Below are 22049 nucleotides of genomic sequence, written 5' to 3'. Positions count from 1 at the left end.
GTTAGACTCGTGAAACTGCTCGGCGAGGGATGCCGTGTGCCTGCTTGCCGGGTGCCCGCTCCGTGATCGACGCGCTGCCGGTGCCGGATTTTCGGCTGTCGGCAGAGGTCGTAGGCCGCCGAGTGACCCCCGAACGTACTGAGGGTGTGGTCCCGGCGGTTTTTCGCGTTGCCTGCACCCCCGCGCCATTTTTCACGAGGAGTGCAGTCGTGTCCGAGATCCGCCTTGCCGCTGAGACCCGTACCGAGTTCGGCAAGGGTGCCGCCCGTCGCGCCCGCCGTGCCGGCTTCGTCCCCGGTGTCGTCTACGGCCACGGCCACGCCCCGGTTCACCTGAACCTGCCGAGCCACGACCTGATGATGGCCCTCAAGACCCCGAACGCCCTCCTGGTCGTCCCGATCGAGGGCAAGGACGAGTACGTCCTGCCGAAGGCCGTCCAGCGTGAGGCCATCAAGCGCACCATCGAGCACGTCGACCTGCTGCTCGTGAAGCGCGGCGAGAAGGTCACCGTCGAGATCCCGGTGCACACCGAGGGCGAGCTGGCCCCCGGCGGCAACCTGCTGGAGCACGTGCTCAACGCCCTGCCGATCGAGGCCGAGGCCACCCACCTGCCCGAGTCCGTGACCGTCTCGGTCGAGGGCCTGGAGGCCGGTGCCTCGATCACCGCCGGTGACATCGAGCTCCCCAAGGGCACCACGCTGGCCGTCGAGGCCGACACCGTCGTGCTGCAGGTCATCGGCGCCCAGGCCTCGCAGGCCGACGCGGACGCCGAGGCTGCCGAGGCCGCCGAGGCCGGCGCCGAGGCCTGAGCCTCTCGCACAGCCTGACCGCTGCCCCGGTCGCTCCCGTGCTGGAGCGGCCGGGGCAGCGGCATGTCCGGGATGATGACGGTGAACATGACCACGAGGAGCGGTGGGATGAACGACGACGTGTACGAGGGGCCCTGGCTGGTGGTGGGGCTGGGCAACCCGGGTGAGCAGTACGCCCGCAACCGGCACAACATCGGGTTCATGGTGGTGGACCTGCTGGCGCAGCGGATGGGCACGAAGTTCAAGGCGCACAAGAGCCGGGCCCAGGTCGCCGAGGGCAGGCTGGCGGGCCGGCGGGTGGTGCTGGCCAAGCCGATGTCGTTCATGAACCTCTCCGGCGGCCCGGTGACGGCGCTGCGGGACTTCTACAAGGCGCCGGCTTCGGCCGTGGTGGCGGTCCACGACGAGCTGGACATCGACTACGCGACGCTGCGGCTGAAGCTGGGCGGCGGGGACAACGGCCACAACGGGCTGAAGTCGATCACCAAGTCGCTGGGCCCGGACTACCACCGGGTGCGCTGCGGGATCGGCCGCCCGCCGGGCCGGATGGAGGTCGCGGACTTCGTCCTGAAGGACTTCTCCGGTGCCGAGCGCAAGGAGCTGGACTGGTTCGTGGACCGGTCGGCGGACGCGGTGGAGGCGCTGCTGACGGAGGGGCTGGAGCGGGCCCAGGGGACGTACAACTCCTGAACCGGTGACCAGTCGTCAGAAGTCCGGTGGCGGTACGCAACAGTCGTACAACGCTTGGCCCTCCAAACCTGAACGGGCGTGAGAATCACGTGCGAGATCCGATAGCGTCGGGCCCGTACGCGAACGGGTCCTGGGGAGTTCTCGATGCGGAGTTTTCGGCCGGTCCGGCGCCTTCGTCGGGTCCGGGTGGTGCGGCTGAAGCAGCTCGGACGGCGAGTGGGTACGGCCGGTGCGCTGGGAGCGGCCGGGGTGCTGCTCTCGGGCGGCGGCGTGGCGCACGCGGAGACGGTGGCGGATCCCGATCCGGGTGTGGTGTCCTCGGATCCCGCGGCGGCGCAGTTCGGCCCGGTGCTGGGTGGCTCGGTCGGCGGTGACGCGGGCCTGCTGGCCGTCGGCGGCGGCCTGGTCGTGGCGGCGGGCGGTGCGGCCCTGTGGGTGAAGCGCCGGCGCGCGGGCGATCCGGGGGAGTGACGCGAGAGGTGCCCGGCGGGGCCGGTGTCCGGAGGTCCTGGCACCGGCCCCGCCCTTTCTCTCCGAAGGGTCGTCATCCGTTGCCGTCGGCCGGTGGTGGCCGGGGTCCGTTCCCGGGAGATGCCGAAGGGGCCGGCGGCGGGCGAGGTGCCCGCCCGCCGGCCCCTTCTCCGTGGGGCGGCCGGGGTCAGCCGGTGTTGCGCAGGCCGGCGGCGATGCCGTTGACGGTCAGCAGCAGCGCGCGGGCGCGCAGCGGGTCCTCGTGCCGGCCGGTGGCGGCCTCCTCGCGCTGGCGGCGCAGCAGCGCCACCTGGAGGTAGGAGATCGGGTCGAGGTAGGCGTCGCGGACGGTGAAGGTCTGCTTGAGCACCGGGTTGTGCTCCAGCAGCTCGCTCTCGCCGGTGAGCCGGAGCACCTCGCGCAGGGTGCGGTCGTGCTCGGCGGTGATCTGGTCGAAGATGTGGTGCAGCTCGGCCGGCACCAGCTGCTCGACGTAGTGGCGGGCGATCCGCAGGTCGGTCTTGGCCAGCGTCATGGCGACGTTGGACAGGAAGTTCTGGAAGAAGTGCCACTGGCCGTACATCTCGTCCAGCACGTCGCCGAGGCCGGCGTCGCGGGCGGCGGCCAGGCCGGAGCCGACGCCGAACCAGCCGGGGACGATCTGGCGGGACTGGGTCCAGCCGAACACCCACGGGATGGCCCGCAGGCCGTCCAGGCCGGCGCCGGAGTCGGGGCGGCGGGACGGGCGGGAGCCCAGGTGCAGCGAGGCGAGCTGGTCAACCGGGGTGGCGGCGAAGAAGTACTTCGGCAGGTCCTCCTGCTCGACCAGGGCCCGGTACGCGGTGTGGGCGGCCGCGGAGACCTGGTCCATCGCGGCGTCCCAGCGGGCCAGCTCCTCGGGGGCCTGGCGCGGGGCGGTGTGCAGCGCGGAGGCGGAGAGGGTGGCCGAGATGGTCAGTTCGAGGTTCTCCCGGGCCAGCGAGGGCAGCAGGTACTTGTCGGAGATGACCTCGCCCTGCTCGGTGACCTTGATCTCGCCCTCAAGGGTGCCCCAGGGCTGGGCCAGGATGGCCTCGTGCGAGGGGCCGCCGCCGCGGCCGACGGTGCCGCCGCGGCCGTGGAAGAGACGCAGCCGGATGCCGTAGCGGTGGGCGACGTCGCGCAGCCGGCGCTGGGCGCGGTGGATCTCCCACTGGGAGGTGGTGATGCCGCCGAACTTGGAGGAGTCGGAGTAGCCGAGCATGACCTCCTGGACGTCGCCGCGGAGCGAGACGAGCAGCCGGTAGGAGGGGTCGGAGAGCATCTCGTCCAGGATGCGGTCGGCCTCCTGGAGTTCGTCGGTGGTCTCCAGCAGCGGCACGATGCCGATCTTGGCGATGCCGGAGTGCAGGTCGATCAGGCCGGCCTCGCGGGCGAGGACGGTGGCGGCGAAGACGTCGTCGGCGCCCTGGCACATCGAGATGATGTAGCTCTCGACGATCTCGTCGCCGAACCGCTCGAAGCCCTCGCGGATGGTGTTGAAGACGCCGAGGGTCTTGGTGCCGGCGGCGTCCAGCGGGGCCGGGGTGGGGGCGAGGGGCCGGCGCGAGCGGAGCTCCTTGGCGAGCAGCTTCTGCCGGTACTCGCGGGGCATGTCGGCGTAGCGCCAGGCCTCCTCGCCGAGGCGGTCGAAGAGCTGGCCGAGCGCGTGGTGGTGGGCCTCGGCGTGCTCGCGGACGTCCATGGTGGCGAGCTGCAGGCCGAACGCCTCGATGGTGCGGATGGCGCGGGCGAGGCGGCCGTCGGCGATCAGCTCGCCGCGGTGGGCGCGCAGGGAGTCCTGGATGAGCCGGAGGTCGGTGATGAGCTCGCGGGTGCCCAGGTAGTCGCGGCCCGCGACGTGCGGGGTGCCGTGGGCGAGCCGCTCGCGGGTGTTCTCCAGCTTGAGCCGGACGCAGGTGGCCTTGAGGCGGTAGGGCTCCTCGGCGTTCATCCGCTTGTAGCGCGGGCTGAGCTCGGGGAGCACGTGCAGGTCGGTGTTGAGCGAGGCGAGCAGCTCGACCGAGGCTCCGGCCAGGCGCTCGGAGGTGGAGAGGGAGCCGCGCAGGTCGTCGACGGCGGCGAGGGCGTCCTTGATGCCGTACTCGTGCTGGAGGTTGAGGACGTCCCAGGTGACCTGCGGGGTCACGTTGGGGTTGCCGTCGCGGTCGCCGCCGATCCAGGTGCCGAAGGTGAGCGGGCGGACGCCGTCGGGCAGGGTGAGGCCGACCCGGGCGAGCTCCTCGTGCAGCTCCTCCAGGACCTCCGGGACGGCCTCGCGGTAGAGCTCGTCCAGGTAGTAGACGGCGTTGCGGGCCTCGTCAGTGGGCTCCGGGCGGGCGATCCGCAGCTCGTCGGTCTGCCAGAGCAGGTCGATGACCTCGGCGAGCCGGCGGTCGGCCTGGCGCTGGAGGGAGGTGCGCCGCGCAGCGGCCCGGTCGGGGCTGGTGGCCGGGTGACGGGCGGTCGAGGTGTGGGCCGGGCTCGCCTCGGCGAGGCCGGAGGCGAGCTGCTCGCGGTGGATCCGGTCGAGGAGTTCACCGATCCGGCGGAGCTTGTTGAGGACGCTGCGCCGGGCGGCCTCGGTGGGGTGGGCCGTGAAGACCGGGCGGACGGCCAGGTGGGCCAGGGTGTCCGCGAGGTGCTTGGGGTCGGCCTCGGCGAGCTGGTCGGCGGTCTGGGCGAGCAGCGAGCCCTCGCGGGCCCGCCGGGTGGCGAACTCGCGGCCGCGGTGCACCTGTTCGGTGACGTTGGCGAGGTGGAAGTAGGTGGAGAAGGCGCGGACCAGCTTGGCGGCGGTCTCCAGGTCGATGTCGGAGAGCAGCTCGGCGGTGGCCTCGCCGTCGGTGCGGCTGAGCAGCCGGACCTGTTCGACCAGGCCCAGCAGCTGGGGGCCCTCCTGGCGGACCAGCGTCTCGCCGAGCAGGTCGCCGAGGCGGCGGATGTCCGCGCGCAGGGCGGTGTTGTCGGCGTCGGCGCCGGCTGCGCCGACTCGGCTTGGGCTGTCCGCCGGGGTGGGGACCGGAGCGGTCACGGCTGGCTCCCTGTGGTGGTGGGGTTCGGCAACGGCTCATCGCCACAGTTCCGCGCGCGTGTGGCGCGTGTGACGCGTGCGGACCGCGCTGTCCGACGCGACCAGCATAGGTGTCGGGAGGGGTGGTGTCCGCGAGGTGGCCGGATGGCGGACAAGATCACGGTCCCGTCATGTGGTCTGGACCACTTGGGCACTCGAAAGGGCGTCGGAACGGAACCGGGTGGGGAGGGGACGGGGTTCACGCTTAGGCTGTGGGGCTATGAGCAAGTCGCCTGGGGAGCGCGCGCAGGACCGGTCGTTCTGGTGGTGGGAGCGGCGTCGCAGCGCTCTCCTGGACATCGGGCTGGCCGCGCTGGCGGCCCTGGAGTGCGCGGCCAGCGGGGTCGCCTTCCTCGCGCCCCGGGTCCACATGGGGGCGCTCGCGATCGTCGGGGTCGCGCTGTTCGGCGCGCTGGCCGGGGCCAGCCTGGTGCTGCGGCGGCGCTGGCCGGCGGTGCCGCTGCTGGTGGCGCTGCTCGCGATGCCCGGGATGCTCGGCGTGCTGCTGCTGGTGGTGTCGCTGTACACGCTGGCGGAGACCTGGGAGTGGCCCACCCGGCGCCGGAGGGTGGTGGCGCTGTCGGCGCTGGCCTTCGCCGAGGCGGTCGGCGTGATGCTGGTGCAGATGCTGACGCCCTCCGACACGACGGTGGAACAGCCGCCGCTCTGGGGCCAGGTGCTGCTGTCGGTGCTGGTGGCCGTCGGCCTCACCGTGCCGCCGGTGGTGACCGGCCTCTACATGGGTGCGCGGCGGAGGCTGATCGAGTCGCTCAAGGACCGCGCGCACGGCCTGGAGACCGAGCTGGACCTGCTGGCCGAGCAGGCCCGCGAGCGCGCCCGCCGGGCCCGGCTGGAGGAGCGGACCAGGATCGCCCGGGAGATGCACGACGTGGTGGCGCACCGGGTGTCGCTGATGGTGGTGCACGCCGGGGCGCTGGAGCGGATCGTGGCGAAGGATCCGCAGAGGGCGGCGCAGAGCGCCAAGCTGATGGGCGAGGTCGGCCGGCAGGCGCTGAACGAGCTGCGCGAGATCCTCGGGGTGCTGCGGATGTCGGACGAGACCGCGCCGGAGCCGGACTCGCTGACCGGGCTGCCCCGGCTGGTCGACCAGTCCCGGGCGGCCGGGATGGCCGTCACCCTGACCGTCAGCGGCAGCCGCCAGGAGTTCACCACCGAGGCCGAGCAGACCGCGTACCGGGTGGTGCAGGAGGGTCTGACCAATGCGCACAAGCACGCCGGCGGCGCGGAGGTCTCCGTCCTGCTCGCGTACGCGCCCAACGGCGTGCGGGTGAGCGTGGTGAACGCCTGCCCGGACGGCGAGCGCGGCGCGGCGGCGCTGCCCAGCGGGGGCAACGGGCTGCTCGGGATGCGCGAGCGGGTGGTCGCGCTGGGCGGCACCTTCTCGGCCGGTCCCGAGCGGGACGGCGGGTTCCGGGTGGAGGCGGTGCTGCCGTCCCGGCTGGCGGTCCGCGTCGACCGGCTGGCCTGAGGCGCGGCCGCCCGGCCCCTGGAGATCGTCGGCGGTGCGCAGCCGCCAGGCCCCCGGGCCTCGTCGGCGGTGCGCACCCGTCCGGTCCCCGGGCCTCGTCGGTGGTGCGCACCCGTCCGGTCCCTAGGCCTCGTCGGCGGTGCGCAGCCGCTCGGGTGCGGTGCCGAGGACCAGTGCGGTGATCGCCTGGTCGATGCCGTGGCCGAGGAACCACTCGCCGGTGTGGTCGAGGCTGTAGACCCGGCCCTCCTCGTCGATTGCGAGCAGCGCCTGCCCGTACGCCTCCTCGCCGAGCGGGGCGAGCCGGGTGTCCAGCGCGCGGCCGAGGTCGGCCAGGGTGCGCGGCTGGTGCAGCCCGCGGAGCGGGTCCACCAGGAACGGCGTGCGGGCCAGCTGCCGCCCGGGGCCGGCCAGGTCGAAGGCGAGGCCGCCGAACTCGGCCCAGGCCTCCACCGCCGCCGGGAACACCGTGTGCGGGACGCCGGCCGGGGTGCCGTACCCCATCAGGGTGTCGGCCCACTCCTCGGCCTGCCGGATCTCCCAGCGGCCGGGGTGCCAGCCGGCCGCCTTCAGCTCGGCGGCGACGTCGGCCGGGAAGCGCGGGCGGGTCCGGAGGGCGGGCCCGCCGAGCGTGCTCGGCGGGGGCGGGGGCGGGCTGGTCGGGTTCAGGACGGGCTCCGGTGGCTCGGGGACGGGGGACGTACGGGGGTGCGGGGCCGGCCGGCCGGTGTGGTCAGCGCGGTCCGACGGCGACGCTCTGCACGGTGAAGTGCTCCAGCAGCGGGACGCAGGAACGGCAGGGCGGGGCGTGGGTGCCGTGCGCCGGGTCGTGCTCCTCGCGGATCCGGACGGTGGCCAGACGGGAGCCCTTGAGCGCCTTGCGGGCGTCCTGCACGCTCATCGGCTTGCGGGAGGCGCGCTTGGAGCGTCTGGCGTCCACCGTGGTCAGGTACTGGGAGAGCAGGACGGCCTCCGGGCAGCGGCCGGTGAACCGCTCGCGGTGCTCCAGCGGCAGCGCGTCCAGGAAGTCCCCGACCAGCGGGTGCAGCACCGGACGCCGGGCGGGCTTGTCGCCGGCCAGCGTGTGCACCTCGCCGCCCTTCAGCGACAGGGCGGCGGCGACGGCGGGCAGCAGGCTGTCGCGGTGGTGGCGCAGCAGGGGCGGTCCGGCCGGTTCCCCGGTGGTCATGCGTCGTCCTCCTCCTCTTCCCGCTGACGGCACGGCCGGCAGGGGCCGGTCCGGGGCAAGCCTGTCAAATGTCACCGACATTCGTACAACCGGGGTGCGGGGGCGGACGGCCGGTCCCGGCGGCGGGCCGGGCGGGCACGTGGTCCTGGCCGGATCCGCACGCCGTCGTCACGACTCGTCCCCGGGTTTCCCGAATCCGCCCCCGGCCGGTGGTGGTGGCCGGTAGCGTTCCAGCAGGGGGCCAAGGGGACGGCCGGCCGGAGGGGGGTTTCCGGCAGGGCATGACAACTCCTTTGCCCGCACTGGCCGTTGAGGCCCCCGGGGCAAGGGTGCTCCGGGGCCCAGCAAGGGGGGTCTTGCGATGACGGAGACGGAAACCGCCAACGAGGCACCCGGCGAGCACGTGCCCACGCCGGGTGCGCCGCCGCAGCCCACGCCCGCGCACCCGGTCGGGATCGCCGTGGTCGGGGCCGGCTACTGGGGCCCGAACCTGGTCCGCAACGCGCAGCAGACGCCGGCGCTGCGCCTGCACTGGCTCTGCGACCTGGACGAGAGCCGGTCCCGCCGGGTGCTGGGGGAGTACAGCACCGTCCGGTCCACCACCTCCTTCGAGCAGGTGCTCGCCGACGAGCGGGTCGGCGCGGTCGCCGTGGCCACGCCCGCCGCAGCGCACTACCGGCTGGTGCGGGCCGCGCTGGAGGCGGGCAAGCACGTCCTGGTGGAGAAGCCGATCACCACCTCCGCCGCGGAGGCCGCCGACCTGGTGGCGCTCGCCGAGGAGCGCGGGCTGGTGCTGATGTGCGACCACACCTTCTGCTACACCCCGGTGGTGCGCCGGATCCGCGAGCTGGTGCACGGCGGGGAGATCGGCGACGTCCAGTTCTTCGACTCGGTGCGGATCAACCTCGGGCTGGTCCAGCCGGACGTCGACGTGCTCTGGGACCTCGCCCCGCACGACCTGTCCATCCTCGACTTCGTGCTGCCGCCGGGCGTCGAGCCGGTCGGGGTCTCCGCCCAGGGCGCCGACCCGCTCGGCGCCGGCCGGGCCTGCGTCGCCTACCTGACCGTCCGGCTGAGCAACGGCGCGCTGGCGCACTGCCACGTCAACTGGCTCTCCCCGACCAAGGTCCGCACCACGCTGATCGGCGGCTCGCGGCGCACCCTGGTCTGGGACGACCTCAACCCGCAGGCCCGGCTCGCGGTGCACGACCGGGGCGTGGACCTCACCCCGCCCGACGAACTGACCGACGCGATCCGCCACCAGGCGCTGATCTCCTACCGGGTCGGCGAGATGGTCGCGCCCGCCCTGGTCGAGCAGGAGGCGCTGCGCAACGTGATGGCCGAGTTCGCCGCCGCCATCACCGAGGGCCGGGCGCCGCTCACCGACGGACGGGCCGGTCTGCGCGTGCTGCAGCTGCTGGAGGCGGCCTCGCTCAGCCTCGAACTCGGCGGCGCCACCGTCCCGGTGGGCGCCGGACTGGATGACGCAGTGACGATCGACCGACTGTCCGATGCCCGGGAAGACGCTCAGGAAAGGTCCGCCGCGCGGTGAACGCTGTACAGATCGAGGGCTCCCGCTGCCTGGTCACGGGCGGGGCCGGCACCATCGGCTCCACCGTGGTCGACCAGCTGATCGAGGCGGGCGCCCGCGAGGTGGTCGTGCTCGACAACTTCGTCCGCGGCCGGACGGCCAACCTGGCGTACGCCCGGGAGATCGCCGCCCCCGGGCAGCTGCGGGTGGTGGACGGTGACATCCGCGACCGTGCGCTGCTGCGCGAACTGCTGGACCCGGGCACCGACCTGCTCTTCCACCTGGCCGCGATCCGGATCACCCAGTGCGCCACCGAGCCCCGGCTGGCCCTGGAGATCATGGTGGACGGCACCTTCGACGTGGTCGAGGCCGCCGCCGAGGTGGGCGTCGGCAAGGTGGTCGCCTCCTCCACCGCCTCCGTCTACGGCCTCGCCGACACCTTCCCCACGCCCGAGACCCAGCACCCCTACAACAACGACACCCTGTACGGGGCCGCCAAGGTCTTCAACGAGGGCCTGCTGCGCTCCTTCCACGCCATGTCCGGGCTGGACTACGTCGCCCTGCGCTACTTCAACGTGTACGGGCCCCGGATGGACGTGCACGGCAAGTACACGGAGGTGTTCATCCGCTGGATGGAGCGGATCGCCGCCGGGCAGCCGCCGCTGATCTTCGGCGACGGCGCGCAGACCATGGACTTCGTCTACACCGAGGACATCGCCCGGGCCAACCTGCTGGCCGCCGCCGCGCCCGTCACCGACCGGGTCTACAACATCGCCAGCTCCACCGAGGTCTCGCTGCGCGGGCTGGCCGACGCACTGCTCTGCGCGATGGACCGCCCCGACCTGGACGTCGAGCACGGGCCCGCCCGGGGCACCGCCGGGGGCGTGGTCCGGCGGCTCGCGGACATCACCGCCGCCGAGCGCGACCTCGGCTGGAAGCCCGGCCTGGGCCTCGACGACGGCCTGCGCAGGCTGGTCGCCTGGTGGCGCGAGCAGTAGTCCCCCTCGTCCGTACGACATACGGCAGTCACGGCAGTCATGGCAGTTCGGAGTGCAGCTGTGTCCGAGAACAACCCCGTCATGCCCGACATCCCGGTGATGGTGCCGTGGCTCGGCGAGGAGGAGGCCGAGGCCGCCGCCGAGGCCGTCCGCTCCGGCTGGGTGGCCCAGGGTCCCCGGGTCGCCGCGTTCGAGCGCGCCTTCGCCGAGCACCTCGGCGCCCCGCACGCCGTCGCCGTCTCCTCCTGCACCACCGCCCTGCACCTGGCGCTGATCGGCGCCGGCATCGGGCCCGGGGACGAGGTCGTCGTCCCCTCGCTCTCGTTCGTGGCCACCGCCAACGCCGTCACCTACGTCGGAGCCGTTCCGGTCTTCGCCGACGTCGACCCGGTCACCGGCAACCTCACCGCGGCCACCGTCGAACCGCTGCTCACCGACCGGACCAGGGCCGTCATCGCCGTCGACCAGGGCGGTGTCCCGGTCGACCTGGACGCGATCCGGGCCGCCGTCGAGCCCCGCGGGGTCACCGTGGTCGAGGACGCCGCCTGCGGGGCCGGCTCGGTCCTCCGCGGCCGCCCGGCCGGCAGCACCGCCACGATCGCCGCCTACTCCTTCCACCCGCGCAAGCTCCTCACCACGGGCGAGGGCGGCATGGTGACCTGCCAGGACGGCGAACTCGCCGCCCGGCTGCGGCGGCTGCGCGAGCACGGGATGAGCGTCTCGGCCGCCGACCGGCACGCCGCGGCCGGCGGCGCGAGCCTGCTGGAGACCTACGACGAGATCGGCTTCAACTACCGGATGACCGACATCCAGGCCGCCATCGGCCTGGTGCAGCTGCGCAAGCTGCCGGCCATGGTCGCCCGGCGGCGCGAACTCGCCGCGCGGTACCGGGAGCTGCTCGCCGGCACCGGCGCCCGGCTGGTCGCCGACCCGGCGCACGGCACCACCAACTACCAGTCCTGCTGGGTGCTGCCGCCCGACGGCGCCCCCGACCGGGCCGAGCTGCTTGCCCGGCTCGCCGGAGCCGGCGTCTCCGCCCGGCGCGGCATCATGGCCGCCCACCTGGAGGCCCCGTACAAGGGGACCGCCCGGGTGCCGCTGCCCGCCACCGAACTGCTCACCCGCCGCTCGCTGATCCTGCCGCTCCACCACGCGCTCACCGAGGAGCAGCAGGACCGGGTGGCCGCCGCGCTGCGCGCCGCGCTCGGCTGACCTGCCCGCGTGCCCGTCCCGCCCAGACCCGCCGAGACGCCCCAGGGGAGACCAGGATGACCACCGACCAGCCGCCCGTCCCGCTCGTCGACCTGAAGGCCGCGCACGCCGAGGTCGAGGCCGAGGTCCGGGCCGGGTTCGACCGGGTGCTCGCCACCGGCGGCTACATCAGGGGCCCCGAGGCGGACGGCTTCGAGGCGGAGTACGCCGCCTTCTCCGGCACCCGGCACTGCGTCGGCGCCGCCAACGGCACCGACGCCCTCGAACTGGCCCTGCGCGCCCTCGACCTGCCCCCCGGCGGTGTGGTGCTGCCCGCCAACACCTTCGTCGCCACCGCCGAGGCCGTGGTCCGGGCCGGACTGCGCCCGGTCCTGGTCGACGCCGACCCCGAGCACCTGCTGATCGACCCGGTGCGGGTCGCCGACGCCCTGCCGGGCGCGGTGGCGCTGCTGCCCGTCCACCTCAACGGGCAGCTCGCCCCGATGGCGCCGCTGCTGGAGCTGGCCGGCGACCGGCCCGTGGTGGAGGACGCCGCACAGTCCCAGGGCGCCCGGCAGGACGGCCGCGCCCTCCACGGCCGGATCTCGGCCACCAGCTTCTACCCCGGCAAGAACCTCGGCGCGTACGGCGACGCGGGCGCCGTCGTCACCGACGACGACGGCCTGGCCGCCGCCGTCCGGCTGATCGGCGACCACGGCTCCGGCCGCAAGTACGAGCACGAGCGGTTCGGCTTCAACTCCCGGCTGGACGCCCTCCAGGCCGTCGTCCTGCGGGCCAAGCTGCGCCGGCTGCCCGCCTGGAACGAGGCCCGCCGGGCCGCCGCCGCCCGCTACCACCGGCTGCTGGCCGGGCTCGACGGCGTCACCCTGCCGCGGACGGCTCCCGGCAACGAGCACGTCTGGCACCTGTACGCGGTACGGATCGGCCCCGGCCGGGACCGGGACGCCGTGCTGAACGCCCTGCAGGCGGCCGGTATCGGCGCGGGCATCCACTACCCCGTGCCGGTCCACCTCCAGCCCGCGTTCCGTCACCTCGGCCACGGGGAGGGCGCGTTCCCGGTCGCCGAGCGGGCCGCCCGGGAGCTGCTCACGCTGCCGCTCTACCCCCAGATCACCGAGGGCCAGCAGGAGCGCGTGGCCGAGGCGCTGGCGAAGGCACTCTCGGACTAGTCCTGTCCGGCTGGTCCCGTCCGGGGACGCGCCGGCGATTCGCGCCCGGCGGGAGTTGCCGGACACGCCCCGAGGGCCGATCCCGCTCCGTCCCCCGGGCGGGGGTCCGGGGCCAGGGCCGACCCCCTACGCTGGTAGCCAGCAAGCGCACCGAAGTATTTGCAGCAGCCAGTGGGGGCTCCCAGATGACGACAGGTCGGCCCGGCGTCACCGCCGCACCGAACGCGGCGTACGCAGGTCAGGTGGTGCAGTTCCCGGACCCGGTCCGTGCGGAGCGGCACCCGGCCGGGATCCGGGTGGACGAGTACGGCTTCCCGGACTTCGGCCCCTACGCCGCTGCCGCGGCCGAGGTCGCCGACCCGCCGGAGGGCTTCGGCGTCGACGAGCTGCGCCTGACCGACTACGTCTCGGCCAACGCCGCGCAGTTCACCCAGGGCCACCCGCTCTGGGCCGACCTGGAGACCGCCGTCGCCACCCCGCCCGGCTGGACCTGGCACCACGCGGTCGGCCGGGCCGCGCCCGGCTGGCGCCGGATGGAGCTGGTCCCGGTCGAGGTCAAGGCGCTGCTGCGGCACCACGGCGGCCTGGCCACCTCCAGCGCCGACCACGGCCGCCGCGGCACCCGCCCGCTGCAGGAGCGCCGGCCGGTGCACTTCTCGCTCGCCAAGGACGGCACCGACCCGATCGGCGTCCCCGAGGACCTCGTGCAGCGCGCCGAGGAGCGCCTCGGCTACCGGCTGCCCGGCGCCTACCGGACCTTCCTCAAGCTCGGCGGCGGCCGCGCCCCCGTCGGCGTGGCGCTCGACCCCGAGCTCGGGCTGCTGCTCGACCAGCCGTTCCTGACCCTGAGTGAGGAGTACGGCACCGAGGACGTCGTCTACGCCAACAAGTGCCTGCGCGACCACCTCACCAAGGACTACCTGGGCATCGCCTACGCCCAGGGCGGCATCGTGGCGCTCAAGGTGCGCGGTGACCGGATCGGCTCGGTCTGGTTCTGCCTCTACGACGACGCCCGCGACACCGGTGCGCCCGAGGCGCCCGAGGACCGCGTCGCCCGGCTGCTGCTGCACTGCGGCGAGGACTTCGACGCGTTCCTGCTCCGGCTGGCCGGCAGCCCGCCGGAGCTGGAGACGGTGGCGGAACTGATGGTGGACGGCGGGTTCGCCCGCGCCGTGCCGGTGGGCTGACGTGGCCCCGGTGGCGGTGGTCAAGGGTGTCCGGCCTGCTGGGACGAAGCGGCAGGCCGGGGCGAAGCAGCAAGCGGGGACGAAGGGGACAGGGGTGAACCGGGCGTGGTGACGTACGCGCAGGCGCAGGAGCTCGCCGACGAGTGGATCAACGGCGGGGTGCCGCGTTCGCAGCAGCGCGAGGTACGGGTCCGGGAGTTCGACCTGGGCTTCGTCTGCTGGGCGGTCCAGCCCGCCGACGGCCCGGGTGAGACGGGCGGTGCCGGCGAGGGGTCCGGGCCGGACGCGGCCGGTGGCGCGGGCGGCCCGGCAGGTTCGGGCGGCTCGGCAGGCGAGGCGCGGCTGGTGATCGCCCGGGACTCCGGCGCCAGCACGCTCTGGCCCGCGCTGCCCGTCAACGAGGTGGTCCGGCAGTACGAGGAGGTCTACGGACGGCCGGTGGCGGCCAACCCGGCCGGGGCGGCGCGGCCCGCGCCCGGCCCGGTCGAGGCGACGTCCTTCCTGCTCAGCCCGCCGCAGTGGCTCCAGGAGGCGGGCGCCGCGGCGATCGCGGCCGAGGCCGAGCGGCTGGGGGCGCCGGCGCCTGCTCAGGCTGCTGCGGCTCCCGCTCCGGCTGCTCCCGCTCCCGCCCCTGCTCCCGTGGCTGCCGCTGCTCCGGTGCCGGCGGCAGCGCCGGAGCCCGCGCCCGCGCCCGTTCAGGTGCCGGCTCCGGCGCCCGCCGTGCTGACCACGCCGCCGATCTCCGAGCGGCCCGCCGGGGACGCGCCGACCATGCTCGCGCCGCCGCCCGGCCACGACGAGCCGGCGTTCCCCGCCCCGCAGCCCGCGCCCGTCGAACCCGTCGCGCCGGCCGTGCCCGCGCCGTCGGCCGGCTCCGCGGGTGTCGAGGCGGCGACCGTGCTGCTGCCCGACGGGCTGCAGACCAATGGCGCCGGCCTGCCCGGCGAGCCCCGGCCCGGCGCCGAGGCGGCCACCGAACTGCTGCCCGTGAGCGACTACGGCATGCCCCCGGCCCCGCCCGCGGGACCGTCCGCCGCGCCCGCGCCCACCCTGCTGGCGCCGCCGGACGGTCTGCCGGGGCTGGCCGGTCTGCCGGGTGCGCCCGGCCCGGGCACGCCCGGCCCCGGTGCGCCGACGCCCGGCCCCGGTGCCCCCGTCGAGTACGCGGCGACCATGCTGGCCTCGCCGGACGGTCTGCCCGGGCTGGCCGGTCTGCCGGGTGCGCCCGGCCCGGGCACGCCCGGCCCCGGTGCGCCGACGCCCGGCCCCGGTGCCCCCGTCGAGTACGCGGCGACCATGCTGGCCTCGCCGGACGGTCTGCCCGGGCTGGCCGGCCTGCCGGGTGCCCCCGGCCCCGGTGCCCCCGCCGCCCCGCCCGCCGCCGACGCGTCGCAGGGCGGGCTCGGCCGGAACCCGGGCGGCGCCCCGCCGCCGCCCCCGCCGGCAGCGCTGCGCGGCGGCACGTCCGGCCAGCCCGGTGCCCCCGTCTCGCTCGGCCGCAACTCCGGCTCGGCCCCGCCGCCGCCCCCGCCGGGTGAGCTGCGCCAGACGCCCGGCTCCGGCACCCCCGTGGCGAGCCCGGGAGGCCGCAACGCGGCCGGCGCCCCGCCGCCCCCGCCCCCGGGGGGCCTGCGTGGAGCGGACGCCCCGGCCGGGCCGCCCGCGGCGCCGGCCCCGCCCGTCGGCGCCACGCCCGGCGCCGGGGTGGCGTACGAGCGCACCCAGCTGGCCGGCGCGATCGACCCGGCGCTGCTCGGTGCCGGCCCGGCAGCGCCCGTCGACCCGGGGACCCCGCCGTCCGGCGGCCCGGCCGTCCCGCCGCCGCCCGGTGGCCCCGGCCCCGGCGCGCCTGCGGCCGGCTACGGCTACCCCGGCGCGGCCTCGCCCGCCGCCCCGGCACCGGCGCCCGCCCCGGCGGCCGTCCCGCCGGCGCCCGTCCCCGGCCCGCCGCAGGGCTCCCCGGTGCCGCCCGGCGTGCCCGCCGTCGGCCCGGGCTACTTCGCCGCGCTCAGCTACCGGGGCCCGGACGGCTCCGAGCAGAAGCTGCTGCACCGCAGCGAGCCCGGCACCCCCCACCCGGAGTGGAAGATCCTTCAGGACCTGCGGCGGCTGAACGTCCCGCCGGAGCAGGTGCTGGAGCTCTACACCGAGCTGGAGTCCTGCGACCTCCCGGGCGGCTACTGCAACCGCATGATCGCCGCCTCCTGGCCGAACGTCCGGCTCACCCACACCGCGGACTACGGCCGCGACCACCACTCCCGGCAGGCCGGCATGGCCCAGCTGCTCGACCACCTGGACGAGCTGCACCAGCTGGCCTCCGGCGCCCAGCGGGTCCGCCCGTTCCGGGTGCCGCTGCCCGCTCCGGGGACGGTGCCGCCGCTGCCGCCGATCGCGCCGCAGGAGCTCGCCCAGGAGCTCGGCCAGGCCTTCGGCCCGAACGTGTTCCGCTTCGAGCAGCGCGCCGTCTCCCGCCAGGGCGTCCCCGAGCCGGTGGCGCAGACCCTGATGTGGGCGGGCCTGCCGCGCGAGTTCGGCCCGTTCTTCTGGGCCCAGGCCCAGGAGGGCCGCCCCATCCCGACGCTCGCCGAGCTGGCCGCCGAGCGCGGCCTGGCCGGCGGCCCGGACTTCGGCGGCTACCTGGTGCTCGGCAACGACTACGGCCGTCAGCTCTGTGTGCAGTACGGCACAGCGCACGTGGTTGCGGTGGACATCGACGGAACCGGAGAGCCGCCTCGGTTCGTCAACAGCGGTGTACCGGAGTTCGTCCGCGCCCTGGCCCTGCTGGGCCGGATGTGGCGACTGCGGTACGGGCTGACGCCGGACCAGGCCGGTCGCTGGACGACCGACTTCCAGGCTCAGCTCGCCGCGATCGACCCGGCGGCCCTGCAGTCGGCGGACACCTGGTGGGCCGTCCTGCTGGAGCAGTTCTGGGACGGCCTGTTGTAGCAGGTCGCTCCGGATCCGCGCAGGTGGAGGGGGTCGTTCCGGTGTCCGGAACGACCCCTTCGGCATGCCGCTGCGGCTCTGCCTCGTTGGGGTTTCGCCCTGATCTGCGCAAAATAGGTCAAGAGGATGGATCTACTCGTCCAGTCCTCAACACGTTCCGATCAGTACCGCGTCGATAGTGAGACCCGGTCCTCGATCGGGTTCCCGATCCGTCCGATCCGTCCGATCATGGGCTCCGCAGCCCGCGACCCGAGGGGAAGAGCCCATGAGCGACGCCGTCCCCCAGTACGGCTTCACCGCTGCCCGGCGCGGTTACGCGCCCGAGCAGGTCGACCGAGCGCTGGCCGCTCTCACCGTCCAGCGCGACGAGGCGTGGGAACGGCTGAGTGTGCTCGGCGCCGGAATCCGGGAGATGGAGCGCCGCCTGGCCGACATCCAACAGGCCGCCGCCGACGCCCCGGAACCCGACTACCAGGTCCTCAGCGAGCAGGCCGCCGGCCTGGCCCGGATGGCCGAGAACGAGTCCCGCGCCGTCCGGGAGGCCGCCGAGCGGTTCGCCGAGGACCTGCGCGACGAGGTGTACGAGGCCGGCCAGGCCCTCGGCCAGGCCGCCAAGGAGTACGCCGCCACCACCCGCTCCGAGTCCGACCAGGCCGCCCGCCGCACCGACGAGCGGACCAGGGCCGAGGCCGAGACGATCCGGGCCGAGACCGACCGCGAGATCCGGACGCTGCGGGACTCCGCCACCGCCCACGCCGCCAAGGTGCGGGTCGCGGCCGCCGAGGCCTCCGAGCAGGCCGAGGCCAAGCTGGCCGAGCTGCGCCGCAAGGCCGACGAGACCTTCGCCGCGGCCGAGGCCAGGGCCGACGCCGAGGACGCGGAGGTCTCGGCGACCGCCGAGCGCCGGCTCAAGGAGGCCGAGCAGCACCGGGAGACCGTGCTCGGGCAGATCAAGCAGTCGGACGCCGAGGCGCAGGCCCGGGCGGACCAGCTGGTCGAGCAGGCCCGCCGCGAGGCCGAGCAGATCAACGCGGCGAGCGAGCGCGAGCAGCGCGAGTTCGCGGTCCGGCACGAGACGGTGCAGCAGCACCTGGACCACATCAAGGCCACCCTCGCCTCGCTCACCGGCGCGGCGGTGGGCGCGATCGAGCCCGCCGAGGAGGCTGCGGCAGCGCAGGCCCCGGCAGTACAGGCCCCGGCAGTACAGGGCGCGGCCGTTCAGGGCGCGGCCGTGACGGACGCTGCGGATTCGTCCGAGGCGTTCGAGGTGTCCGGGGCGTTCGAGGTGTCCGGGGTTCCCGGGGTTCCCGGGGTTCCCGGGGTGTCCGAGGCGGACGCGCCGGCGGTGGACTCGGAGGCGGACACCGGGGAGATCGCGGTGGCCGACCTGCGCAAGGACGTCGCCGTGGGCGCCGGCCGGCCGGCAGAGGCGGCCACCACGGTGCTGTCGGTCACCCCGGGCCGGGTCACGCCGGGGCCGGTGGCGCCCGCGCCCCTGGAGGCGTCCCAGCCCGCTTCTCCGGCCGCTTCTCCGGCCGCCTCTCCCGCCGCCTCTCCCGCCGCTTCTCCGGCCGCCTCTCCGGCCGCCTCTCCGGCCGTCGCTCCGGCCGGGGCGCCGCCGCGGCCGTCCTCGCTGCCGAACGGGGCGTCCGCCTCCGGCAGTGCCCGCTCCGGTGCCCCGGAGGTGCCGGGGAGGCCGGAGGAGGAGACCCGGATCATCCCGAAGATCGTGATCGTCGACGACGGCGGCGAGTACGCCACGCCGAACACGGTCGGCTACAACCGGCGCTGACGGCGGCGTCCGCGGCCTGGCGGCTGAGGCCTGAGGCTGAGGCCTGAGGCCTGACGCCCGACCGGCGGCCGGGCGGCGGTCACGAGCCGTCGCCTGCCAGCAGCCGCGCGAGTTTCGCGTCCTGGGCCCTGACCGCATCCTTCTGGGCGGTCAGGGCCTCTGCGTTGCGGTCGATCTGCTGCTGCTGGTAGCCGGCCAGGACGGCGAACCAGATCCCGGCCAGGTTGGTCCGGCCCGTGCAGTCCGCGTCGGCGCGGGCCGTCGCGAGTTCGGTGGGGGTGGCCTCCGGGGTGGCCCGGAAGCGGGCCGGCAGCACCGCCGGATCGTCGGTCCGGAAGCCGGCGGTGGCCATGCAGGCGGACCACTCCTTGGCCGCCGCGACCACCCGGGTGTCGCGGCCGGTCGCCGCGATCGACTCGTCGAAGAGACGGCCGACCAGCTCCGTCCCCGGCCCGGACGGCGAGCCGATCCGCTCCGCCGCCTGCCGGTCGCAGTCCACCCGGGCGCTGTCGTACGCCTCGCCGGAGCCGGCCGCCGGTCCGGCCGGCCGGGGGAGGGACCGCTTCGGCGGGTGGAAGCCCTGGACGCCCGCGACCGCCGTCCCGAGGTACCCCCAGGCACCGGCCGGCAGGGCGGTCGCGTTGTCGGGGGCCTGCGCGGCCTGGAGCCCGTCGCCGTCGAACGCCGTGTACCCGGCCTTGCGCATACAGGAGACGACCAGCGCATTCCTCGCCTGGATCTCTTTCACGGCCACCTGGTCATTGGCCTGATAAGCGGAGAGCGGAAGTCCGGTCATTCCGGCGCGCCCGGATTCCGGAGGTTTCGGTGCGCTGATCTCCGGCGGGGTCGGCGGGGATTCCGCCGGACCGCTGCCGGATGAACTGGTACAGCCCGCGGAAAAGGCCGATAAAGCGGCCGCCAGGGTGATGGCGGCGAATCGTCCGAAATGTGGTGGACGTGCCAACCTTCTGCTCCGATCCTCAAGCGCTGCAAGCCTGTTCGGACCCTAGCGCATTCCCTTTCGGCCCGTTCCGGGGACTGCTCGCGGGGCTCGGCTTGGCCGGAAATCAACTGTTCGGCGGCGGGGTCCCATGTAAATCTCTGGAGTCGCAACCGCCGTCGATGGAGGGGTTTCATGATTCACCGCACAAATCCCGCAAATCCTCGCAAGGAACGTCGCGCCGGAAATGGCCGGGCCCGCCGGGCCGGCGCGCTCGCCGTCCTCACCGCCGCCGCACTGCTGCCGGTCGCCGGTGCGCACGCGGTGAACCGGGTCGATTGCGGTGACCGCAACGATTACGCGAAGGTCTACAACTACGGCTACAGCGGGCAGCTCTGCTTTGCGAACGACGGCTGGATGGCGGTCCGCATCTACAACGTCGACCGGATCGACGCGGGCAACAACCGGGTCGTCACCTATCTCGGGGGCGGCATGGGCTCCTGGACCGTCTTCAACTGGGAGCAGTACGACTTCAACGGCCACCAGGGCCACCAGGTGATGATGTACGACATCAACCTGTCCCGCTGGTAGCCGGATCACGTCCCTTGTGCGGTGCCGGGCGGGTGCGGACGCCCGGCACCGCGTTCTGCCGTCCGGGGCGGGAGCGCGGTCAGAGCACCTCGACCGACGCGCCGGAGAGCCGGCGGCGGCAGTCCAGCACGTACCGGGCGTGCGCGGTCACCGCGTCGTAGTCGAACTCGTCGTGGTCGGCGAGCAGCACCACCGCGTCCGCCGCCGCCAGCTCCTCCGGGGTCGCCTCGACCCGGCGGACGGCGGCGAACGGGTCGCCGTGGCGGTCCTGCTCGGCCGCCCGCTGCCCCGGGATGACCGGCTCCGGGACGTGCACCCCGACGACCACGTGCGGGTCGGCCGCGCGGACCTCGGCGCCCATCCGGCCCAGCAGCTCGGCGATCCGGGCCGCCGGGGTCTCCCGGGCGTCGCCGGTGTTCTTCTTGTACGCCAGCCCGAGCAGCAGCACCCGGGAGCCCTTCACCGAGCGCTGCCGCTCGTTCAGCGCCTCGCCGAGCCGGCGCACCACGTAGTCGGGCATGTGGCTGTTGACGTCGTTGGCCAGTTCGACGAAGCGGAACGACTGGCCGAGCGCCCGCTCCACCCGCCAGGACAGGTAGGACGGGTCGATCGGCAGGCAGTGCCCGCCGACACCGGGCCCCGGGGTGAAGCGGAGGTAGCCGAACGGCTTGGTGGAGGCGGCGTCGATCGCCTCCCAGACGTCGATGCCGAGGTCGTGGGCGAACATCGCCAGCTCGTTGACCAGCGCGATGTTCACGTGCCGGAAGGTGTTCTCCAGCAGCTTGGTCAGCTCGGCCTCCTTGCAGGAGGAGACCGGCACCGTCCGCTCCACCAGCTGTCCGTAGAAGCCGTCGACCGCCGCCAGCGCCGCCGGGTCGATGCCGGAGACCACTTTCGGGGTGTTCTCCAGCCGCCAGGTCGGGTTGCCCGGGTCGATCCGCTCGGGGCTGTAGCCGAGGTGGAAGTCCCGGCCCGCGGTCAGCCCGGACCCCTCCTCCAGCAGCGGCGCGAGCAGCTCCTCGGTGGTGCCCGGGTAGGTCGTGGACTCCAGGACGACGGTCGCCCCCGGCCGCAGGTGCTGGGAGAGCAGCGCGGCCGAGGCCTCGATGTACGACAGGTCGGGCACGCCGTCGCGCAGCGGGGTCGGCACGGTGATCACCGCGATGTCGAAGCCCGCCACGTCGGCCGGCTCGGCCGACGGCAGGTACGTTCCGTTCTCCAGCAGCGGCCGCAGCCGCTCGGCCGGGATGTCCTCGACGTAGGACTCGCCGACCGCCAGCCGTTTGATCCGGCGCTCGTCCACGTCGTAGCCGACCACCTGGTGCCCCACCTCGGCCGCCCGGACCGCCAGCGGCAGCCCCACGTACCCCTGGCCTGCGATGACAACGCGCATGACGAAGAACCCCCTCCATCGCGACGCCCCCTGGCCCCTCCGGGCGTCTCCACACGGTCTTCACCACAGGGTAGGGAGGGCAGACCGGCCCGGGTGAGCGTTCGCGCAAATGCGGGGCGCAGATGTGCGCGGCGCCGTGAACGGGCGCGAAGGAGGCTGCGAACGGGGCCGTGAGGGGAAGCTGTGAGGGGAGGCCGTGAGGGGAGGCCGCGAACGGGGGCGGGTGGGGAAGCCGCTGAACGGGCGTCGCTGACGAAAAGGGGCCGAGACCCGTGGCGCCCTCCAGGAAAGGGCGCCACGGTTCCCGGCGCTTGGGCGGGCGCCCCCACCCAGGGTCGCCCGGCCTCGCACCCCCGACCCCCATCGGGTGTGCGACTGTGCCCCTCCGCAGCCATCCCCCACGGTTGGGTGCGGCGGGCACAGTCACCATGGTGCGCGATCTCCATGGACGGGCAGTGACAGGAGTATGTCCAGTTCGTGGCAGATCGCGGAGGCGCAGTCGCAGCCCGCGCCCGGTGCTTCGTCCTGGTCCGGGTGCGGGTGTGGCCGTC

At 74.6% G+C, this 22049-nt stretch carries 17 protein-coding genes; 12 read left to right on the top strand and 5 right to left on the bottom strand.

The annotated features are described in order from the left end of the window. Positions 1 to 209 precede the first annotated feature (209 nt). The 3 genes from ACZ5WK_RS16385 to ACZ5WK_RS16375 all read left to right on the top strand — a co-directional run bounded on the left by ACZ5WK_RS16385 (position 210) and on the right by ACZ5WK_RS16375 (position 1970). The gene (locus ACZ5WK_RS16385) at positions 210 to 809 is read left to right on the top strand and encodes a 50S ribosomal protein L25/general stress protein Ctc (protein ID WP_396325357.1); all 600 of its coding nucleotides are present in this window, start codon (positions 210 to 212) and stop codon (positions 807 to 809) included. A 108-nt stretch (positions 810 to 917) separates the two neighbouring features. Beyond that, positions 918 to 1499: an aminoacyl-tRNA hydrolase gene (pth, locus tag ACZ5WK_RS16380; RefSeq protein ID WP_396325356.1), complete on the top strand. Its 582-nt coding sequence runs from the start codon at positions 918 to 920 to the stop codon at positions 1497 to 1499. Positions 1500 to 1643: 144 nt separating this feature from the next. After that, complete coding sequence (locus tag ACZ5WK_RS16375; protein ID WP_465548109.1) at positions 1644 to 1970, top strand: hypothetical protein; 327 nt, start codon at positions 1644 to 1646, stop codon at positions 1968 to 1970. Positions 1971 to 2157: 187 nt separating this feature from the next. Here ACZ5WK_RS16375 and ppc read toward each other — a convergent pair whose 3' ends face one another. Next, complete coding sequence (gene ppc / locus ACZ5WK_RS16370; RefSeq protein ID WP_465548108.1) at positions 2158 to 5022, bottom strand: phosphoenolpyruvate carboxylase; 2865 nt, start codon at positions 5020 to 5022, stop codon at positions 2158 to 2160. A 259-nt stretch (positions 5023 to 5281) separates the two neighbouring features. Between ppc and ACZ5WK_RS16365 the strand changes: the two genes are divergently transcribed. Next, positions 5282 to 6550, top strand: coding sequence for a sensor histidine kinase (locus tag ACZ5WK_RS16365; protein ID WP_465548107.1), 1269 nt, complete (start codon positions 5282 to 5284; stop codon positions 6548 to 6550). Positions 6551 to 6673: 123 nt separating this feature from the next. Here ACZ5WK_RS16365 and ACZ5WK_RS16360 read toward each other — a convergent pair whose 3' ends face one another. Together ACZ5WK_RS16360 and ACZ5WK_RS16355 are read right to left on the bottom strand one after the other, a co-directional pair. After that, on the bottom strand, positions 6674 to 7219 hold the full coding sequence (locus ACZ5WK_RS16360; protein ID WP_465548207.1) for an SUKH-3 domain-containing protein: 546 nt from the start codon (positions 7217 to 7219) through the stop codon (positions 6674 to 6676). 64 nt (positions 7220 to 7283) lie between these two features. Further along, complete coding sequence (locus ACZ5WK_RS16355) at positions 7284 to 7739, bottom strand: YwqJ-related putative deaminase (RefSeq protein WP_465548106.1); 456 nt, start codon at positions 7737 to 7739, stop codon at positions 7284 to 7286. Positions 7740 to 8100: 361 nt separating this feature from the next. Here ACZ5WK_RS16355 and ACZ5WK_RS16350 point away from each other — a divergent pair, with 361 nt between their 5' ends. The 7 genes from ACZ5WK_RS16350 (at position 8101) to ACZ5WK_RS16320 (ending at position 18574) form a co-directional block, all read left to right on the top strand. Then, positions 8101 to 9291 (top strand): Gfo/Idh/MocA family protein, encoded by a 1191-nt coding sequence (locus ACZ5WK_RS16350; protein ID WP_465548105.1) that lies wholly within the window; start codon positions 8101 to 8103, stop codon positions 9289 to 9291. Continuing rightward, complete coding sequence (locus ACZ5WK_RS16345) at positions 9288 to 10268, top strand: NAD-dependent epimerase/dehydratase family protein (protein ID WP_465548104.1); 981 nt, start codon at positions 9288 to 9290, stop codon at positions 10266 to 10268. The genes ACZ5WK_RS16350 and ACZ5WK_RS16345 overlap by 4 nt, the downstream gene beginning before the upstream one ends. Before the next feature lie 60 nt (positions 10269 to 10328). Continuing rightward, positions 10329 to 11480 (top strand): DegT/DnrJ/EryC1/StrS family aminotransferase, encoded by a 1152-nt coding sequence (locus ACZ5WK_RS16340; RefSeq protein ID WP_465548103.1) that lies wholly within the window; start codon positions 10329 to 10331, stop codon positions 11478 to 11480. A 56-nt stretch (positions 11481 to 11536) separates the two neighbouring features. After that, positions 11537 to 12649 (top strand): DegT/DnrJ/EryC1/StrS family aminotransferase, encoded by a 1113-nt coding sequence (locus ACZ5WK_RS16335; RefSeq protein WP_465548102.1) that lies wholly within the window; start codon positions 11537 to 11539, stop codon positions 12647 to 12649. Positions 12650 to 12834: 185 nt separating this feature from the next. Next, positions 12835 to 13836: an HNH endonuclease gene (locus tag ACZ5WK_RS16330; RefSeq protein WP_465548101.1), complete on the top strand. Its 1002-nt coding sequence runs from the start codon at positions 12835 to 12837 to the stop codon at positions 13834 to 13836. 105 nt (positions 13837 to 13941) lie between these two features. After that, the gene (locus tag ACZ5WK_RS16325) at positions 13942 to 16782 is read left to right on the top strand and encodes an SUKH-4 family immunity protein (protein ID WP_465548100.1); all 2841 of its coding nucleotides are present in this window, start codon (positions 13942 to 13944) and stop codon (positions 16780 to 16782) included. Between the two features lie 265 nt (positions 16783 to 17047). Beyond that, entirely contained in the window at positions 17048 to 18574 is a 1527-nt protein-coding gene (locus ACZ5WK_RS16320; RefSeq protein ID WP_465548099.1) for a hypothetical protein, read from the top strand. A gap of 79 nt (positions 18575 to 18653) precedes the next feature. Here the strand turns inward: ACZ5WK_RS16320 and ACZ5WK_RS16315 are convergent, their stop codons facing one another. After that, the gene (locus ACZ5WK_RS16315; protein ID WP_465548098.1) at positions 18654 to 19322 is read right to left on the bottom strand and encodes a hypothetical protein; all 669 of its coding nucleotides are present in this window, start codon (positions 19320 to 19322) and stop codon (positions 18654 to 18656) included. Between the two features lie 387 nt (positions 19323 to 19709). On the opposite strand from ACZ5WK_RS16315, the gene ACZ5WK_RS16310 reads away from it, so the two are divergent. Further along, positions 19710 to 20105, top strand: coding sequence for a beta/gamma crystallin domain-containing protein (locus tag ACZ5WK_RS16310; RefSeq protein ID WP_465548097.1), 396 nt, complete (start codon positions 19710 to 19712; stop codon positions 20103 to 20105). A gap of 79 nt (positions 20106 to 20184) precedes the next feature. On the opposite strand, the gene ACZ5WK_RS16305 is transcribed toward ACZ5WK_RS16310, so the two are convergent. Beyond that, the gene (locus ACZ5WK_RS16305; protein WP_396325342.1) at positions 20185 to 21498 is read right to left on the bottom strand and encodes a nucleotide sugar dehydrogenase; all 1314 of its coding nucleotides are present in this window, start codon (positions 21496 to 21498) and stop codon (positions 20185 to 20187) included. Between the last annotated feature and the right edge of the window lie 551 nt (positions 21499 to 22049).

Source organism: Kitasatospora sp. NPDC032757, from assembly GCF_055579305.1.
The sequence above is the reverse complement of the archived record's forward strand: the minus strand, read 5'-3'. Positions and strand labels throughout refer to the sequence as shown.

What these genes read in the sequence shown, in the direction of transcription:
- pth (WP_396325356.1), top strand. Translation starts at nt 918, where the DNA reads ATGAACGACGACGTGTACGAGGGGCCCTGGCTGGTGGTGGGGCTGGGC.
- ACZ5WK_RS16320 (WP_465548099.1), top strand. Translation starts at nt 17,048, where the DNA reads ATGAGCGACGCCGTCCCCCAGTACGGCTTCACCGCTGCCCGGCGCGGT.
- ACZ5WK_RS16365 (WP_465548107.1), top strand. Translation starts at nt 5,282, where the DNA reads ATGAGCAAGTCGCCTGGGGAGCGCGCGCAGGACCGGTCGTTCTGGTGG.
- ACZ5WK_RS16330 (WP_465548101.1), top strand. Translation starts at nt 12,835, where the DNA reads ATGACGACAGGTCGGCCCGGCGTCACCGCCGCACCGAACGCGGCGTAC.
- ACZ5WK_RS16375 (WP_465548109.1), top strand. Translation starts at nt 1,644, where the DNA reads ATGCGGAGTTTTCGGCCGGTCCGGCGCCTTCGTCGGGTCCGGGTGGTG.
- ACZ5WK_RS16335 (WP_465548102.1), top strand. Translation starts at nt 11,537, where the DNA reads ATGACCACCGACCAGCCGCCCGTCCCGCTCGTCGACCTGAAGGCCGCG.
- ACZ5WK_RS16355 (WP_465548106.1), bottom strand. Translation starts at nt 7,739, where the DNA reads ATGACCACCGGGGAACCGGCCGGACCGCCCCTGCTGCGCCACCACCGC.
- ACZ5WK_RS16350 (WP_465548105.1), top strand. Translation starts at nt 8,101, where the DNA reads ATGACGGAGACGGAAACCGCCAACGAGGCACCCGGCGAGCACGTGCCC.
- ACZ5WK_RS16310 (WP_465548097.1), top strand. Translation starts at nt 19,710, where the DNA reads ATGATTCACCGCACAAATCCCGCAAATCCTCGCAAGGAACGTCGCGCC.
- ACZ5WK_RS16305 (WP_396325342.1), bottom strand. Translation starts at nt 21,498, where the DNA reads ATGCGCGTTGTCATCGCAGGCCAGGGGTACGTGGGGCTGCCGCTGGCG.